14 protein-coding genes and 1 pseudogene are annotated in these 16,196 nt (G+C 74.6%); 6 read left to right on the forward strand and 9 right to left on the reverse strand.

What is annotated here, in order from left to right:
* Positions 1–9 precede the first annotated feature (9 nt).
* The 4 genes and pseudogenes from ACFVUH_RS24860 to ACFVUH_RS24875 form a co-directional block, all read left to right on the forward strand.
* Complete coding sequence (locus ACFVUH_RS24860) at positions 10–480, forward strand: hypothetical protein (RefSeq protein ID WP_355367715.1); 471 nt, start codon at positions 10–12, stop codon at positions 478–480.
* A gap of 68 nt (positions 481–548) precedes the next feature.
* Positions 549–1,043, forward strand: coding sequence for a hypothetical protein (locus ACFVUH_RS24865; RefSeq protein ID WP_387915407.1), 495 nt, complete (start codon positions 549–551; stop codon positions 1,041–1,043).
* On the forward strand, positions 1,043–1,372 hold the full coding sequence (locus ACFVUH_RS24870) for a PRC-barrel domain containing protein (protein ID WP_355367709.1): 330 nt from the start codon (positions 1,043–1,045) through the stop codon (positions 1,370–1,372). Before ACFVUH_RS24865 ends, ACFVUH_RS24870 begins: the two co-directional genes overlap by 1 nt.
* Positions 1,373–1,399: 27 nt before the next feature.
* Positions 1,400–1,966: pseudogene (locus ACFVUH_RS24875) on the forward strand (type 1 glutamine amidotransferase domain-containing protein); the annotation flags it as partial.
* Positions 1,967–2,045: 79 nt separating this feature from the next.
* On the opposite strand, the gene ACFVUH_RS24880 reads toward ACFVUH_RS24875, so the two are convergent.
* The 7 genes from ACFVUH_RS24880 to ACFVUH_RS24910 all read right to left on the reverse strand — a co-directional run bounded on the left by ACFVUH_RS24880 (position 2,046) and on the right by ACFVUH_RS24910 (position 9,109).
* Positions 2,046–3,149 (reverse strand): hypothetical protein, encoded by a 1,104-nt coding sequence (locus ACFVUH_RS24880; protein ID WP_387915408.1) that lies wholly within the window; start codon positions 3,147–3,149, stop codon positions 2,046–2,048.
* 61 nt (positions 3,150–3,210) lie between these two features.
* Positions 3,211–5,091, reverse strand: a complete 1,881-nt coding sequence (gene ligD / locus ACFVUH_RS24885; RefSeq protein ID WP_387915409.1) for a non-homologous end-joining DNA ligase — start codon at positions 5,089–5,091, stop codon at positions 3,211–3,213.
* 118 nt (positions 5,092–5,209) lie between these two features.
* On the reverse strand, positions 5,210–5,776 hold the full coding sequence (locus ACFVUH_RS24890) for a TetR family transcriptional regulator (protein WP_387915410.1): 567 nt from the start codon (positions 5,774–5,776) through the stop codon (positions 5,210–5,212).
* A 344-nt stretch (positions 5,777–6,120) separates the two neighbouring features.
* Positions 6,121–7,245, reverse strand: coding sequence for a saccharopine dehydrogenase (locus ACFVUH_RS24895; protein WP_387915411.1), 1,125 nt, complete (start codon positions 7,243–7,245; stop codon positions 6,121–6,123).
* Positions 7,246–7,269: 24 nt separating this feature from the next.
* Entirely contained in the window at positions 7,270–7,683 is a 414-nt protein-coding gene (locus tag ACFVUH_RS24900; protein WP_387915412.1) for an MmcQ/YjbR family DNA-binding protein, read from the reverse strand.
* Positions 7,684–7,686: 3 nt separating this feature from the next.
* Positions 7,687–8,130, reverse strand: coding sequence for a VOC family protein (locus ACFVUH_RS24905; protein ID WP_387915413.1), 444 nt, complete (start codon positions 8,128–8,130; stop codon positions 7,687–7,689).
* A gap of 61 nt (positions 8,131–8,191) precedes the next feature.
* Positions 8,192–9,109 carry a helix-turn-helix domain-containing protein gene (locus ACFVUH_RS24910; RefSeq protein WP_355367691.1) on the reverse strand — a complete coding sequence of 306 codons (918 nt, stop codon included), beginning with the start codon at positions 9,107–9,109 and terminating at the stop codon, positions 8,192–8,194.
* Positions 9,110–9,299: 190 nt separating this feature from the next.
* Between ACFVUH_RS24910 and ACFVUH_RS24915 the strand changes: the two genes are divergently transcribed.
* The gene (locus ACFVUH_RS24915; protein WP_355367688.1) at positions 9,300–9,734 is read left to right on the forward strand and encodes a CBS domain-containing protein; all 435 of its coding nucleotides are present in this window, start codon (positions 9,300–9,302) and stop codon (positions 9,732–9,734) included.
* Between the two features lie 494 nt (positions 9,735–10,228).
* On the forward strand, positions 10,229–11,530 hold the full coding sequence (locus ACFVUH_RS24920) for a sensor histidine kinase (RefSeq protein ID WP_387915414.1): 1,302 nt from the start codon (positions 10,229–10,231) through the stop codon (positions 11,528–11,530).
* 158 nt (positions 11,531–11,688) lie between these two features.
* On the opposite strand, the gene ACFVUH_RS24925 is transcribed toward ACFVUH_RS24920, so the two are convergent.
* Together ACFVUH_RS24925 and ACFVUH_RS24930 are read right to left on the reverse strand one after the other, a co-directional pair.
* A complete protein-coding gene (locus ACFVUH_RS24925; RefSeq protein WP_387915447.1) occupies positions 11,689–13,752 on the reverse strand; it encodes an NPCBM/NEW2 domain-containing protein in 2,064 nt (687 codons plus the stop codon).
* A 145-nt stretch (positions 13,753–13,897) separates the two neighbouring features.
* On the reverse strand, positions 13,898–16,000 hold the full coding sequence (locus ACFVUH_RS24930; RefSeq protein WP_387915415.1) for a hypothetical protein: 2,103 nt from the start codon (positions 15,998–16,000) through the stop codon (positions 13,898–13,900).
* Positions 16,001–16,196 lie beyond the last annotated feature (196 nt).

Genomic DNA, 16,196 nt, shown 5'->3' on the forward strand with positions numbered 1-16,196 from the left:
CGGTGGGCCATGACGGTCATCTCCGCGGCACTCTTCGGAGCCGATTGGCGTGCGACGCCACGCGGTTCCGCCGACCTGCCGCGCGAGTGCGCCGCCCGTGGCTGGACCGTGCTGCTGACCGCTCCCGGTCCTGCCGGGACCCCCGCGCTCACCGTGACCGACCCCGGTCATGACCCGGTTCGGGCCGCGCTCGACCTGGTCGGCGGCGAACCCGCGCACGCGGTGTTCGTCGCCGGGAGCGTGCCCGAGGTCCGGGCGGCGCGCCGGGCCGGGGTGGCCTGTGTCGCCGTGCTCGGCGTCGGTGCCACCGCGCCCGAACTGCGGGCCGCGGGCGCCGTCGAGGTGCACCGTGACGCCGCGGCCCTGTTGCGCGTGCTGGACGACAGCCTGCTCGCCCGCCCCCGGGCGTTCCGTGACCGCCGTCCGACCGCGTCGACCGGGTGGACTGCTTCGACCGCCTTGGCGGGCCGGAGCGGTTAGCCCGCACCCCTCCGGGCACTCGCCCGGGCGGGAGGACGTCGTCACCGGAAGTGCCGGAGGTGACCGAGATGGACGGACCCGCGCTGAGCGGACGGGAGCGGCGGCTCCTGGCCGAGATCGAGGGCGAGCTGAGCAGGGACACCCGCCTCGACCGGCGGTTGAGCACGATGGGTGCCAAACGGCCGAGCCGGTTGGGGAACGCGTTGGGCGGCCTCGGCCGCCGGATGCCGGCCGGTGTGCTGATGACGGCACTGGTGATGTCGGCGGTCTGCCTCAGCGTCGCGGTGCGCAAGCCGACCGCGGTCGTGGCGATCGCCTCGGCGGCGGTCTGGGTCGGCAGCGTCCTGCTGGCGGCGGCCCTGTCGACCGTGCTGCGCCGTCGGCGGCGCGCCCGCGCGGAGACGGCGGACGATCTGCTGGACGGCGGGTACCGGGAACCGCGCGCCCGCGGGTGGCCGGGGGAGCCCACGGACGGCGGCGAGCGCCCCGGCGATCATCCGGAGGGGCGCCGCGGCCGGCAGGACGGTCGTGAACGCAGGCCCTGGGACTATCCGGAGACGTGATGACCACCGAGCTGTGGGAGTACCGCCCCGGCTCCCACCACGCCGCCGATCTCACGCTGGTCGGCTACGAGGTCGAGGCGACGGACGGCCCGCTGGGCCGGGTGGACCAGGACGCCGGGGACCACCTGCTGGTGGACACCCGGCCGTGGGTGCCGGGCGCCCCGGTCCTGGTACCGGTCGGACTGGTGTCCCGGATCGACCACCTGGAACTGGTCGTCCATCTCGACTGCCCGCGCGCCCGGGTGCGCTCGGCGCCGCCGCCCGCGGCCGTCGACCGGGCGGGAGGGTCGGCCGGGCCCGGTGCGGGCCGTCCGGGCCGTGCGGGCTGAATCGGCGCGGGACGGGTGGTGAGCGGGGTGAGCCGGACGGAGTTCGTCGTCCTCACCGGCCGCACGGTCGCGTTCCTGGTCGCGCCCGAGGGCGTCGAGCAGACCGAACTGACGTCCTCCTGGCAGGCCGTCGCCGAGGCGGGCGGCACGCCGCGACTGGTCTCCACCCGGCCCGGACGCGTGCAGGCGTTCCGGCACCTGGACCGGGCGGACACCTTCCCCGTCGACGACCTCGTCGGTGTGGCCGAGCCGGCCGCCTACGACGCGCTGGTCCTGCCGGGCGGCGTCGCCAACCCCGACACCCTGCGGCTGCACCGGGCCGCCGTGGCCTTCGTCCACGAGCTGTCCGCCGCCGGCCGGCCGGTCGCGGTGATCTGCCACGGCGCGTGGACGCTGATCGAGGCGGACGCGGTGCGAGGCCGCACGCTCACCTCCTGGCCGAGCATCCGCACCGACCTGGTCAACGCCGGCGCCTACTGGGTCGACGAGCCGGTCCACGTCTGCCGGGACGGTCCCGGCGTGCTGGTCTCCGGCCGCAAGCCCTCCGACCTGCCGGTCTTCAACGAGACGCTGGTGACGGAGTTCGCCCACGCGCACCCGGCCAAGGGCCCGCACCCGCCCTGGCCGGTCGCCCACGAGGCCGCCCCCTCCCGCCACACGGCAGCGGAGGACGTCAGCCGAGGAAGCGGTGGACCGGTCCCAGACTGACCGGCAGTTCGTCGCTCACATCGACGGTGCAGACGTAGGTGACGGCGGCACGCCGGTCGTCGGCCGGGTCGAAGAAGCGCACCATCACGTCCTGGCAGTCGGAGCCCGCCCGGCAGTACGGGCTCCTGGCGACGGCGATCGTGTCCAGGGTGCAGAGGCCGGGCGTGGTGGGGACGGGTGTGGTGGGGACGGGCGTGGCGGGGGCGAGCGCGTCGGGCAACTGCTGGGCCGAGAGCGGGCCCTCGCCGAGCAGGCCGCCGCTCAGGAAGACCTCCGTCGCGGCGTGGTTCAGCGCCCGTTCGGCGGCGCTCCGGCCCGGGTTGCGGAGCTGGTGGTACACCTTGTCGAGCAGCGCGCGGACGTGTCCGGTCACCGCTTCGTGGTCGTGCTCGCGGGCTGGGTTGCGATCGCGCCGGGTGATGCCCTCCGCGACGGTGTCCGCGGCGGCCCCGATCAGCGGGGTCTCCGTCCAGCGGGCCAGGCCGACGGCGCTGACCCGGACCACCGGCACGGTCCGGCCGGAGAACAGCCGCGTCGAGCGTCCGGTGAGCCGGCCGGGCACGGTGAGCCGGCCGATGCGGCCCGGATCCCCGGCCGGGAGCGACTGGCCGAGCAGTGTGTCGCGCAGCGCCCGGTGGACGGGGTGCACCGGCGGGGCGGCGGCGATCCGGCGCAACAGCGCGAGCCGTTCCTCCTCGTTCCCGCCCGGCGCGGGGCCGGGGAGCGGGCCGGACCAGTCCATCCCGACGGCGGGTTCGGCCTCCAGGGCGTAGACCGTGGTGCTGTCGAGGGAGAGCGTCCAGGTCACCCTGGACGAGGCCCAGGGGTTGCGGACCAGGTGGTCGTACAGCTGCCGGGCGTCCCCGGGGTCCGGGGGCGGTCCGCCGGGGGCCTCCGCCAGTTGTCGTCGGAAGCCGTCCAGGCGGGCCTCGGAGCGGAAGTCGACGCCGATCCGGCCGACCGCGTACACGGGCGCGCCCTCGTCGGGTCCGGCGTCGGTGACCCGGTCGGCATCGGCATCACCATCGGCTTCGGCTTCGGCGGGGTTGGGGCTGGGGCTGTGGTCCATGGTGCTGGGCTCCCTCGACGCGGCTCGGTGTGCGGATACGGATCGGTCTGCGCGTCCGGGCTCAGTCGCCGCGCAGCCGCACGAAGAGCGCCGTCGGAGGCCGTCCGGTCACGGTCACCTCGGCGCGCAGCGCGGTGGTGAGCGGCCGGACGGAGCCGTACTGCGGATCGTGGACGGGCGGGCCGAGCCGTCCGGCCGTCGCCTCCGCCACCTGTCGGGACTGCGGCGGCGAGAGCGGCGGCGAGGAGAGCAGCACCCGGCCGTCGTCCAGTTCCAGGACCACCGCCCTCGGCCGCGTCGGCGGTCCGGTGACGGCGCGCACGGCCGCGTCCACGGTGTCGCCGCGCCGGTACTTCACCCAGACCCGCCCGGCGCCGCGGGCCCGGTACCGGGAGCCGGCCGCCTTGCAGACCAGCCCCTCCACCCCGGTGTCGGCGAGCCGTTCCATCCAGGCCAGCGCCTCGGCCCGGTCGGTGGTCGCCAGGACCGCCTGGACCGGGGGCGGGACGTCGGCCAGCGCGGCCAGCAGCAGCCGCCGCCGGTCGGCCAGCGGCAGCCCCCGGACGTCCCGGCCCGGCAGGGCGAGCACGTCGAAGGCGATCAGCCCGAGCGCCACGTCCTCGGCGGCCCGCGCCCGGCGGGTGCGCAGCAGTTCCTCGAAGGCGAACCGTCCGCCGCGCCAGGCGACCAGCTCCGTGTCCAGCACCAGCCCGGCCGGGAGCCGGGCCACGGCAGCGGCGATCGGCGGGAAGTCGGCGGTGAGGTCCCGCCCCGAGCGGGACTGCAGGAACGGCGGGCGCCCCGGCCCGCGCGCGAAGGCCACGCAGCGGAAGCCGTCCAGCTTGAGCTCGTACACCACCCCGGCCCCGCCGAGGCCGTCCGCCGGAGGGACGGCGGGCACCGCAGCCGGGCGCATCACCTCCACCGGGGGCTCCAGCACGACCGGATCACGGGCGGCGGCCGAGGGCGCTCCTCGGGGCGAGGCGGGGGAGGCGGGGGAGGCGGGGGAGGCGGGGGAGGCGGTCAGGGCGGCTGAGGTGGCTGAGGTGCTTGGCGCGGCGGCGGGCAGCGGACGGGCGCGCGCCGGATCGAGGAGCGGCGCGAGCAGGTCGCCGCGCGCTGCCAGCCGATCCGGCACGTCGGCGATCGTGAACACCAGCTCCTCCGCCGACCCGGCCGCGTCCAACTCCGCCCAGGACAGCGGCGCCGACACCGTCGGCCGCTGCTGCGCCCGCACGGTGTACGGCGCGGCGGTGGTCTTCTTGGCCGCGTTCTGCGACCAGTCGACCAGCACCCGGCCGGTGCGACGGGCCTTCGCCATGGTGTGCACGACCAGGTCCGGGTGGGCCGCCTCCAGCTCGGCGGCCAACTGCTTGGCGTACGCGGAGACCCGGGCGCTCGGCGTCGGCTCCAACGGCACCATCAGGTGCAGGCCCTTGCCGCCGGAGGTCTTCACCCAGGCCTCCAGGCCGTCCGCCGCGAGCCGCTCGCGCAGCATCCCGGCCACCGCGCGGCAGGTGAGGACGTTCGCCCCCGCGCCCGGGTCGAGGTCCAGGACCAGCCGGTCCGCCAGCCCCGGCGCGGCGGTGTGCCACTGCGGCACGTGCAGCTCCAGACAGCCCAGGTTCACCAGTGAGAGCAGGGCGGCGCCGTTCTCCAGCACCACCTGGCGCAGCTCGCCGCTGTTGCTCGGCACCTCGGCCGTGCGCACCCAGCGGGGCGTCCCGGGCGGCGGGTTCTTCGCGATGAAGACCTCGGCCGCCACGCCGTCCGGGGTGCGCAGGAAGGACACCGGGCGGTCGTGCAGGTGCGGCAGCAGCGCGGCATGGACGGCGGCGTAGTAGCGCAGCACCTCGCCCTTGAGGGTGCCGGTCTGCGGGTAGTACACCTTGTCCAGATGCGAGAGCGCGAGCGTGCGCCCGTCGACCACCATCTGCGGCATCGCCGCCTCCGAGGCTGCGCGCGTCCCGGCGCGGCCGGGTCCGTTGCGGCCAGTCTGCCCGGGGCGGGGGCGCGGCGCGAGCCGTCCCCGCCCCGGGCAGGTCGGCGGCCCGGTGATGTCACGGCCCGAGCAGGTCCAGCGCGGTACGGACCAGCGTGGCATCGGTGCGCGGCGCCCGCTCACCCGCCAGCCCGGAGCGGAACAGCGAGGCGCCCTCGATCAGCATCACGAACACCCCGGCCCTGGCCTGCCGCTCGGCCTCCGACAGCCCGGGCCGTCGCCGGCCGAGGAACGCGGCCACCTGCTCCCGGTAGCCGTCGTAGAACCGGCGGACGGCACCCGCCACCGCTGCGTCCCGGGCGGCGAGCGCCCACACCTCGGTGAACAGCCGGACCAGCCGCCTGTCCTCCTGCTCGGCCAGCAGCGCCGCTACCACCGCTGCGGTGGTGTCGGTGGTGTCGATGGGGTCGGTGTCGGCTTCGGTGTCGGTGTCAGGGGCGAGCAGCGGGGCCAACCGCTCCGCCGACCGCCGCAGCACCCGCTCCAGCACAGCCGCGACCAGGTCGGCGTGCGTGGGGAAGTAGTACTGGAGATGCCCCAGCCGCACCCCGGCCGCCGCCGCCACGGCCCGCATCGTCAGCTCCGCCCCGCCCTCGGCGACCAACACCCCCTCCGCCGCGTCCAACAGCGCCTCCCGCCGCTCCACCCCCTTCCGCCCCCGCCCCGGGCCCCCCTTGCCGGCGCTCCCGGCAACCCGCTCTCCGGGCCCAGCCCCCACCGGGCGACTGCCGGAGCCGCCCGGCCCCGGGGCCGCCGAGCCCGTCGGGGCGCGGCCTTCCGGAGCGGTGGCCGATCCGTGCGGACCGGCGGCGCCTTCCGCCCGCTCCGTGTCCGGCGCCGCCACGGCGGCGGTTTCCCTCTGCCGTTCCGGTTCCGCCCGTTCGCCTGCTTGCCCGGGGGCTGTTGTGGTGGCCTCCGTGGGGTTGCCCGGGGTCGGGTCCGGCGGTGCGGCGGGGCCGGGGGTGGTGTTCATGCGGCAGCATCCAAGCCGGTGGCGGAGTGGATGTCGACCGAGACACCCAGGGCGGCGAGTGCGGGGAGGAGCTGGGCGGGGCGGGGCGCCTGTTCCGGGAAGGAGACCCCGGCCGGGGCCGGGGCCGCACCGTCCGTGCCGAGGGCGCGGTGGAGGGCGAGCAGGCCGCCCACGGCGGTGAGGTGGGCCTGGCCGGCGCGGTCCTCGACGACGGCGGTGAGGGTGCGGCCGCCGTGCGTGACGTCGATCCGCAGGAGCGCGGTGCCGCCGTCGCCGGGGGAGTACAGCATGGCGCGGCGGGCGGATTGCCAGCGCTCGCCCCGGCCCCAGCGGAAGAAGCCGGCGTGCTTGGCGGCCAGCAGGGCCCGGGTGCTGAGGCCGGAACTGAAGCCGATCCGGGTGGTGGCGGTTGCGGTGCCGAGGGTGAGCGGCAGGGTGAACTGCTCGGGCGTGTCGATCCGGGCGACCCGGGTGGGGTGGTCGCCGATCCGGACGGTGGCCGCGTCACTCAGCGGGGTAATCGTGCTGCGCCGGCCCCCTCGGATGACCTCGTAGTCCAGCCCCAGCCGGTCCATGAACTCGACGGAGTCCGCGCCGGCCCGGTCGGCGAGGTCCCAGCGGATGGCGGTCTCGACCCGGTCCGCCCCGCCGAGCCGGTCCGCCAGCGCGGCGGTGACCAGGCTGACGACGCCGCCCATCCACGCGGAGGAGAGCAGCACCGGTGCGGTCGGGCGCAGCAGGGCGGCCACGGTGGCGGCCCGCTGGAGCCGGACGGTCCAGCGGGTGATGTCCGCGTACGGCACCCCGCCGGCGACCGCGGCTCGCAGCACCCGGTCGTCCGGGTCGTTGACCACGCCCACGACGGCCCGGACCGCGGCCTCGAACGGTGCCGGGTCGGCGAGGTCCCAGCGGCGGACCGTGGCGTGCGGGGCTCCGCCGAGGTCGTGGGCCAGCGCTGCTCCCCGTTCCTCGGACCGGCCGGTGAGCAGCACGGGGTGGTCGGCCGCCACCAGGCGGGCGAGTTCGGAGCCGACCGTCCCGTAGCCGCCGACCAGGAGGACGGGCCCCTGCGGGTCGTGGGTGAGCGAGTCGGGGGCGGAGGCGTGTGCGGGCGTGGTCATGGAAGAAAAAGTAGGTCACCTGACCTAAAAATCTCGTGAAGATGCCCGGCCGGCCACCAGGGCGTGCGCATCGGCGACCAGGTCCTCGATCCGCTCCCAGTCGAGCGGTGTCACATCGAGGCGGACCCCGACCCAGCCCCGGTGACCCACGTAGGGCGGCCGGAAGAACCGGTCCGGCTCCTCGGCGACCAGGAACTCCTGGGCGCCGGCCGCCGCCGGACACCAGAACGCGAGGCGGTCGTCGTGGTGGTGGTCGGAGAGCATCACGAACACCCGCGCCCGGCGGCCGGCACCGGCGAACCAGGTCGGTTCACCGTGGCTGACCCGCTCGTCCACCTCGGGCAGCACCAGGCAGACGGCCCGCAGCCGCTGCACGGCCGCCGCCTCGCGGGAGGGGTCGGCTGCGGTCGTGCCACGAGTCGTGTTGCCAGGGCGCACGGCTCAGCCCGCCATGGGTCGGGGCGCGCCCGGGTAGGTGCCGAAGTACCAGTGGTTGCCCTCCGGATCGGCGGCGGCGAAGTCGCGCGAACCGTAGTCCGTGTCGTACGGCGCGGTGGTGATCCGCGCCCCGGCGGCGACGGCCCGCGCGTGCAGGGCGTCCGGGTCCGCCGTGACCACGTACGCGCTGAACGTCCCGGGGCCGCCCGGCCAGGGCTCGGCCCCCTCGGGCGTCGGACGGTCGGAACCGAGCATCACACCACCGCCCTCAGGCCAGGCCAGCTCCGCGTGGGCCACGAACGCGCCCTCGCCGTAGGCGACCACCTCCTTGAAGCCGAACGCCTCCGAGAGGAAGCGGATCAGCGCGCGGGCGTCGCGGGCGCGCAGGCTCGGCCAGACCTGCGGCGCAGGCGTCGTACCGCCGGTGTTGGTGCTGTCGCTGCCCATGGCGGGTACCTCCTTCGGGTCGTGGCGACCGGTCCCGGACGGGCACCGGGCCGGACCGCCGTCATGCCTCCCACTCTGGCGCGGGCCCGGTGGCCCCGCCTTGGACGATTCGGAACTTCGCCGCGTCCGGGCCCTCCTCGGCCAGCCAGGTACTCGGCGCGCACCCGGCCAGTGCGCGGAACTCGCGGGCCAGATGGGCCTGGTCGGCGAAGCCGCAGTGCGCCGCGAGCTCCGCCAGCCGGGGCGTCCCGCCGGGCGCGGCCAGCAGCCGTCGGGCCCGGTCGAACCGGATCACGCGGGCGGCGGCCTTCGGGCTGAGGCCGGTCTCCCGGCGGAACCGGTCCAGCAGGTGCCGTTCGCTCCACCCGGTCTCCCGGGCGAGCGCGGCCACCGGCAGGGCCCCACCGCTGCGGCGCAGTGCGGACCAGGCGTGGACGACCTCCGGTGGCACCTGGCCGGACGGGCGCGCGAGCCGCAGCAGCGCGCCGTCCAGCGCCGCGAAGCGCTGCGGCCAGTCGCGGGCCTCCCGGACCGCCTCCCGGAGGTTCGCGACCGCCGCCCCGAGCACGGCCTCGGCCGGGACGTCCAGCCCGGACAGCTCCCCGGCCGGCAGCCCGAACAGGGCCCGCGCCGCGAGCGGGTGGACGGCGAGCTGGATGCCGGACTGCCGGCCGTCGTGGCTGATCAGCGCGGGCGCCGTGTGCAGGCCGCCGATCAGCGTGGCGTACCGGCCGGGTGGCTGCCCCGGGTCCGGGTGACCGGCCAGCGTGAGCGGATCGTCCAGGGTCAGGATGAAGGTGAGGTACGGGGACGGCAGGCCGCGGTGCAGGGCGGGTGGCACGCCGTGCTGGCGGTAGCCCGAGTACCAGGCCACGTACGGGCGCAGCGCCGTCGTGGGCCGCACCCGGACCGCCTCGTCGAGCAGGTCGTCGCCGGCCGCCGTCCTGCCGGGCGGTGCCCCGGCGAACTCGTCCGTCACGCCCCCAGTATCGGTCCGCCCCGTCGCCCGCCGCAGCGGCCGGGCCACCGCCGGGCCCTGCTCCCGCACGGCCCGGCGGTGACCGCACGTAGCCCCCGGGGCGATGCGCTCGCGGACCGTCGGCGGGGTGCATAGGGTGGGCGCAGCGGACCGTTCGCTGCTCGGGGGAAGACCCTGAGGAGGAGTCCCCGTGACCACAGCCCGAGACATCATGCACCCCGGCGCCCAGTGCGTCGACGCCGAACAGAGCCTCGCCGACGCCGCCCGGATGATGCGCGACATGAACGTCGGCGCCCTCCCGATCTGCGGTGGCGACCAGAAGCTGAAGGGCATCATCACCGACCGCGACATCATCGTCCGATGTATCGCGGAGGGACGGGACCCGGCCGCCGTGAAGGCCGTGGAACTGGCCGGCCACCTGCACTGCGTCCGTGCCGAGGACGGCATCGACGTCGTGCTCCAGAAGATGGAGCAACACCAGATCCGCCGGATCCCGGTGATCGACGGTGACCGGCTGGTCGGCATGATCAGCGAGGCCGACCTGGCGATGGGCCACCGTCAGGGCCACCGCCTGACGGACCAGCAGATCGTCGACTTCATGGACAGCGTCTACATGAAGCGGTGACGCCGGACCTGCCGGGGCGGGGCGAGCGGGCCCCGCCCCGCGAGGGCGCCCGCGCCGAGCCGTGCGAGGGTCCTCGCCGTCGCCTCCGGACCCGGGCCGCAGGGCGATGACGGCGACGGTGACGACGGTGGCGACTGCCGGGACGAGGGCCGCGAGGACGGCGGGGGACGTCAGGACCGTCAGGGCCCGGACGGGTCGGCGAAGGCGCGATCGGATGATCCGACGGTCCGTCAGAACGCTGTGGCGCATGGATGTTCACTCCGCGGTCCGAGGTCCCGGGGGTGGGCCGGGAGGATCGCTGAACCTGACGCTGATGAGGCTAGGGGTCCGCGCAGGGGGCCAAGAAGTGCCGATCTGCACATGTTCGCGCGGTCTGTGCCCTGGCCCTCCATGACCTTTGGCCAATCTTTGTGCGCGGGAGGGGAGGGTGCCGGGAACGCGGGTACAGTCCCGGCGTGGTCGGGACCGGCCCGGTCGGCACTGAGGAGGGGTGGATGGAACAGCGCGCCGTGCGGTGGATCCCGCCCGTGCTCTACACCGTGGTTCTGGCCGGTGGCTTCTACCACGCGGCGGTCGCCGCCGGTGAGTTCGGCGGTGCCCGGCTCACCGTCTTCGCCGCCGGCCTGCTGGCCCTGCTCGCCCTGGAGGCGCCCGGGCCGGACCTGGCGCCGGCCGCGCGGCTGCCCGCGGAACCGCTGCTGGTGGCGCGGGTGGTGTTGTTCGTGGTGGTCGCGGTGGTGGACGGCTCCGGGGTGTCGCGGGCGCTGTTCGTCCTGGTGCCGTTCACCGCGTACCTGGCCTTCGGCCGGTGGGCGGCGCTCGCCTGCGCCGCCGGGTGTGTCGGGCTGCTGCTGGTCGGGCTGACGGTCCTGGCGCCGGGGTGGTGGGTGCGGCCGGTCTACGTGTCGGACGTGCTGATGTTCGGCCTCGCCCTGGCGCTGGTCCTGTCGGTGGCCGGGGCGGCGGTCCGTGAACAGGAGACGCGGGTACGGCTGGAGGAGTCGCGCGAGCGGCTGGCCCGCTACGCGGAGCGGGTCGCGGAACTGTCCGCGGCCGACGAGCGCAGCCGGGCGGCCGGGGAGATCCACGTGAGCCTCGGCCACCGGCTCACCGCCGTCGGCGTGCAGTTGGAGAAGGCCGAGGCGTTCCGGGCGCTGGACCAGGAGGTCTCGGCGCGGGCCCTCGCGGAGGCGCGCCGGTCGGTCGGGCGGGCGTTGGAGGAGGTGCGCGCGTCGGTGGGCGTGCTGCGCGGGGTGCGCCCGTTCTCCCTGGTCCGCTCGCTCGCCGAGCTCGTCCGGTACCTCGGCGACGAGCGGCTGGCGGTGGAGCTCACGGTCACCGGTGAGGAGTCGGGCCACGACGCCGGGACGCTCACGACCCTCTACCGCGCCGCGCAGGAGGCGATCACCAACGCCCGCCGGCACGGCCGGGCGACCAGGGTGGAGGTCCGGCTCGTCCTGGACGGTCCGGCCGCCCGGCTGACCGTCACCGACAACGGGAGGGGGATCGCCCGGGGCTCCGTACCGGGCCACGGCATACGCGGTTTGCGCGAGCGGGTGGCGCTGCTCGGCGGCCGGGTGGACATCCGTGGCGGGGTCGGCGGGGTCGGCGGGGCCGGCGAGGCCGGCGAGGCCGGTGAATCCGGGGGCGTGGCCGTCACCGTGACGGTGCCCCGCCGGTCGCCCGCCGGAGCCGGAGCCGGAGCCGGAGCCGGGGTTGACGTCACGACGACGGCAACGACCGCCGCAGCGGCGGCGACCAGGGCAGATGGTGCGACCGGCCGAGCTGCCGGATGAACATCGCGCGCGACTCCGGGTTCTGACGGCCCGCCCGCCAACCCGTCGGCACCCGAGCCCGCCGCGAGCCCCGCCCGAGCCCCGCCCGAGCCCCGCCATGAGCCCCGCCACGAGACGGGCGCGGTGCCGAGGACCGCTCGGCACCGCGCCCGCCCCGGTCAGCAGGTGAGCACCGGCGCGGCCCAGTCGGCGTGGTCGCTGTTGGTGCCGTCGCCACCGTCCGTCACCACGAGCCGCAGCTCGTTGGCTCCGGTCAGCGCCGCCGTGAGGTGCTTGACCCCGGAGGCTGCGGTGATCCGCCCGCTGTCGGCGACCTTGCTGTCGTCGGCGTAGATCTCGAAGGAGACCGAGCCCCGGCCCTGCGCCTCGTCGTCGACGCCCACGTCGGTGCTCAGCGCGGAGCAGGACCCGCCGAGGTAGTAGACGATCTCGCTGAACGCGTTGACGCCCAGGCCCTTGGCGTACTTGGCGCCCCCGATGCTGATCGTGGAGCCGTCGCGGGTCTGGTTGTCACCATTGCTCATGTCCCGCTCGACCGGACCCCAGCTGTTGCCCGCGGCGGACCAGGCGAGGTCGGAGAGCTGGTAGGTGCCGGCGGCCGGGCCGCTGCCGCAGGCGATCCGGACGTTCGCCCAGTCGGCGTGGTCCCAGCTGGTGCCGTCGCCGCCGTCGGTGACCACCAGCCGCAGCTCCTGGGCCCCGGTGAGGTCGGCGGTGAGCCGCTTCGCCGCGTCCCGGCCGGTGACCGGACCGCTGTCGGCGGCCTTCGCACCGTCCGCGTAGACCTGGAACACCACCGAGCCGTTGCCGTACGCCTCGTCGTCGATCCCGACGTCGCTGACCAGATTGCGGCAGGTGCCGCCCAGGTGGAAGCCGATCTCGCTGGGGGCGTGCACCCCCAGGCCGTAGGGGTACTGGACGCCGCGGACGGTGATGGTCCGTCCGTCGCCGGCCGCGTGGTCGCCGTTGCTGTGGTCGCGCTCCACCGGGCCCCAGAAGTTGGTGGCGGAGGTGAACGGCAGGTCGCTCAACCGCGTGACCCCGTTGGGCGGGGAGACCGGCGAGCTCGGGGTGACCCGGAACATCGCCGTGCCGTGTCCCGGGACGACCGCGCCGATCGCCCCGGTGCTGGTCGTGGTCTGCTTGGACCACAGGTCCTTGACCGTGTACGACGCCGCGCCGCCGATGCCGACGGCCTGCGCCGTGGTGCTGATGGTGGTGTCGTAGGAACGCTCGTTGGTGAGGGTCACCGAACGGCTGCCGTCCGCCAGCGGCTTGCTCATCACCACGAGGCCGTTCACCCGGGAGACCACGGAGCCCTGCCGGCCGAGCGGGTCCTGGTCCACCGCGATGACGTCCTTGTTGGTGAGGATCTCCAGGGTCTCCGGCTCAGCGCCGCGCAGGTCGGAGCCGATCAGCAGCGGTGCGGCCATCTGGGCCCAGAGACTGAAGTGGGTCCGGTACTCGGTGCCGGTCATGCCGCCGTTGCCGACCTCCAGCATGTCCGGGTCGTTGAAGGCCCCGGGCTTGGCGTAGTTGGCCAGGCCCTGGTTGGCCTGCGCGATGGAGATCATGCTCTCCCAGTTGTCACTGATGTCACCGGTGGTGCGCCAGGAGTTGCCCACCGGCTGCGCCCAGTTCCACGGCCCGGTGCTGCCCCACTCGCAGATGCTGTAGAGGATCGGCCGGCCGGTCCGCTTCAGCGCGTCGCCCATGGCCCGGTAGCGGGTCTGCGCATCGACGCCCTGGTTGCGGCAGTTGTCGTACTTGAGGTAGTCGACGCCCCAGGAGGCCCACAGATCGGCGTCCTGCTGCTCGTGGCCGAGGCCGCCGGGGAAGCCCTTGGTGTCGCAGGTGTGGTCGCCGGCGCTGGAGTAGAGGCCGAACTTCAGCCCCTTGCCGTGCACGTAGTCGGCGAGCGCCTTGATGCCGTGCGGGAAGCGGACCGGGTCGGGCACGAGGTTGCCGGCCCCGTCGCGCTGGGGCAGCGCCCAGCAGTCGTCGAGGTTGACGTACTGGTAGCCGGCGGCCTTGAGGCCCTTGTCGACGAAGATGTCGGCGATGTTCTTGATCATCGCCTCGTTGAACTGCTCCCCGCAGGCGGTGGAGTTCCAGTTGTTGAACCCCATCTGCGGGGTCAGGTTGAGGCCGTTGTCGAGGGCCGCGGCCGGTGGCGCGGTGGCGAGTTGGAGTCCGACGGTGAGGGCGCCGCCACCCGCCATCAGGGTGAGCGCGGTCAGTGCGGCCGCGAAGCGGCGGCCCGGCCGGGTTTCGGGGGTGCGCAAGAATCCTCCAGGTGAGGGAGCCGAAAGGATGGTCGGGTCGGGGGAGTTGGACCCGGGGAAGGAAGGAACGGAACGCGGCCGCTCAGTTGAGCAGTGTCCAGGCCTGACCGGGGGCGGCCGGGTTCGGCGCGCCGAGGACGACCGCGGAAGTCGGTGCGCTCTGCGGGGCTTCCAGGGCCAGCCCGGTGGCGACATTGGTGATGATCAGTGCGCCGGTGGCGGTGTTCTGCATGACCCGCCACTTCTGGTGCGGGCTCGCGGGGTCCCAGCGGTTGAGCACCCAGGCAGCCGAGCCGGTCCCGTTGCCGCCGGTCAGCGTGCCGTGCACCTGGGTGGGCGTGTCGCAGTTGTCGGTGATGTGCACGGTGCCGTCGGGGTTCGGGGTGAACTTCCACTGCTCCGAGGTGTGCCAGTCCCACCAGGTGTTGATGTCGGTGGTGGAGCCGTCCGGCGCGGCGCACATGCCGCGGACCTCCAGGGCCTGGCCGCCGGTGCCGCCCGCGCTGATGCCGTGGTAGCGGCCGTCGCCGACGACCGCGGCCGGGACGGTGCTGGGCAGTGCCTTGAGGCGGTACAGCGCGACGCCGTGCGGTGCCACCCAGGACCCGACGGTGTTGGTGAAGACGCCGGTGGTACCGGTCCAGAGGTCCTTGACCGTGTAGCCGGGGCCGGTCAGCCCGAGATCGGTGAGCGTGGTGGTGATGTTCTGCCAGCCGGACGGGTCCTGGTTGACCAGCAGCACGGCGGTGTCGCCGTCGGCGAGTTGGCGCTTGAGCACGATCGGTTTGGTGGGACCGTCCGGCGGGGCGCCGACCAGGGTGGCCGGCTTGCCGAGGCGGTCCTGGTCCACCGCGATGACATCGGTGTTCTTGTAGATCGCGAGGGCGGAGTCGCTGATGCCGGTGGTCCAGGTGACGCCCTGGTCGGTGTGCCGGGTGTCCGCCGCGGTGCGCAGGTCGGCGCCGCTGATCAGGGGGGCGGCCATCATCGCGAGGATGGACATCTCGCTGCGCGCCTCGTCGTCGGTCATCGGCTTGTGGCAGGTGCAGTTGTCGGTGGTGCCGTAGACGCCGTAGGGGTACAGCCAGCCCGCGAACATCATGTCCATGTCATTCCAGCTGCCGGGCCGGACGTTGCCCGGGTACTCCAGCGCGGTCCGCAGCTGGCCGTTGTAGAGCACGCCGTCCAGGTCGGGGCCGCGGTCGCCGCCGATCCGGCACAGGTTGGCGACCTGGCCGCACCACTTGCCGGTCGGCGCGTAGCCGGGCGCCTCGTACGCGGGCGTGCCGGCGGCGACGACGACCGGGTCGGTGCGGGCGGGGTCGTCGGCCGCCAGTAGGTACGGGATGCCGGTGTGCACGGGCTGGGCGGAGATGCTCAGGGTGACCCGGGGCCGGTTCCGGGCGGCGGAGGAGGCGTCCAGTGCCCGGCGGAAGTCCTGGGCGCGGGCGTAGATGGAGCGGGTGAGCTCCCGGCCGATGCCCTGGGTGTAGTAGCGGTGGCCGTCCGGTCCGGTGATCTGGGGTCCGTAGGGGCAGTCGTCGTACTTGACGTAGTCGACGCCCCAGGCCACGAAGTCGTCGGCGTCGGTGCTCTCGTGGCCCAGGCTGCCGGGGTGGCCCTGGCAGGTGGTGTAGGTGGTGGTGGCGTAGATGCCGAACTTCATGCCCTTGCTGTGCGCGTACCAGGAGAGGTATTCGATGCCGTTGACGGTGCGGCCGTTGACGGTGCGGGAGGGGAAGCGCGCCGGGTCGGGCACCAGGTGTCCGCTGGTGACGTCGAAGCCGGTGCCGTCGGTGCCGCTGACCGGGTTGCGGTTGGCGTCGTAGAGCTGCATGGCGCCTTCGGCGGTCTTCGCGAAGTCGGTGCTCTGGCCGTCGCGGTGGCCCAGTGACCACCCGTCGTCGATCGTGACGGTGTCGTAGCCGGCCGCGACCAGTCCGCGGGCGACCATGAAGTCGACGGTCTGCACGACCTGTTCCTGGGTGACGGCGGTGCCGAGGGTGTTCCAGGAGTTCCAGCCCATCGGCGGGGTGAGGGCCTGTCCGTTCTCGACGGTGACGGCCGTGGGCGCGGCCGCGGCGGGGCCCGCCGCCGGGCCGAGGGCGAGCGTGCCGAGGCCGGACGAGGCGAGGGTCAGCGCCAGCAGTGTGCGGGGGACGATTCGGGGCGCGGATCTGCGCATGGGCGCTCCAGGAGTGCGCGGGTGGGGGGCGCATGAGGTTCGCTGGTGAAGGGGAGTCGCGCTGGTGCTTTCTGTCTCATTTTCAAACAGAAAGCAACGCAGCATAGGTCTGGCGGGAGCCGAGATTCAAGAGCGCCTTTCTGCTGCAAGGGGCTTGACGGTCCATCAGTACCGGGTGTGATATTTCACATCGCGT

The organism is Kitasatospora sp. NPDC058032 (genome assembly GCF_042885845.1).
In the GTDB taxonomy this organism is placed as follows: domain Bacteria; phylum Actinomycetota; class Actinomycetes; order Streptomycetales; family Streptomycetaceae; genus Kitasatospora.

What these genes read in the sequence shown, in the direction of transcription:
- ACFVUH_RS24905 (WP_387915413.1), bottom strand. Translation starts at nt 8,130, where the DNA reads ATGGGCAGCGACAGCACCAACACCGGCGGTACGACGCCTGCGCCGCAG.
- ACFVUH_RS24930 (WP_387915415.1), bottom strand. Translation starts at nt 16,000, where the DNA reads ATGCGCAGATCCGCGCCCCGAATCGTCCCCCGCACACTGCTGGCGCTG.
- ACFVUH_RS24865 (WP_387915407.1), top strand. Translation starts at nt 549, where the DNA reads ATGGACGGACCCGCGCTGAGCGGACGGGAGCGGCGGCTCCTGGCCGAG.
- ACFVUH_RS24860 (WP_355367715.1), top strand. Translation starts at nt 10, where the DNA reads ATGACGGTCATCTCCGCGGCACTCTTCGGAGCCGATTGGCGTGCGACG.
- ACFVUH_RS24870 (WP_355367709.1), top strand. Translation starts at nt 1,043, where the DNA reads ATGACCACCGAGCTGTGGGAGTACCGCCCCGGCTCCCACCACGCCGCC.
- ACFVUH_RS24925 (WP_387915447.1), bottom strand. Translation starts at nt 13,752, where the DNA reads ATGGCGGGTGGCGGCGCCCTCACCGTCGGACTCCAACTCGCCACCGCG.
- ACFVUH_RS24880 (WP_387915408.1), bottom strand. Translation starts at nt 3,149, where the DNA reads ATGGACCACAGCCCCAGCCCCAACCCCGCCGAAGCCGAAGCCGATGGT.
- ligD (WP_387915409.1), bottom strand. Translation starts at nt 5,091, where the DNA reads ATGCCGCAGATGGTGGTCGACGGGCGCACGCTCGCGCTCTCGCATCTG.
- ACFVUH_RS24895 (WP_387915411.1), bottom strand. Translation starts at nt 7,245, where the DNA reads ATGACCACGCCCGCACACGCCTCCGCCCCCGACTCGCTCACCCACGAC.
- ACFVUH_RS24920 (WP_387915414.1), top strand. Translation starts at nt 10,229, where the DNA reads ATGGAACAGCGCGCCGTGCGGTGGATCCCGCCCGTGCTCTACACCGTG.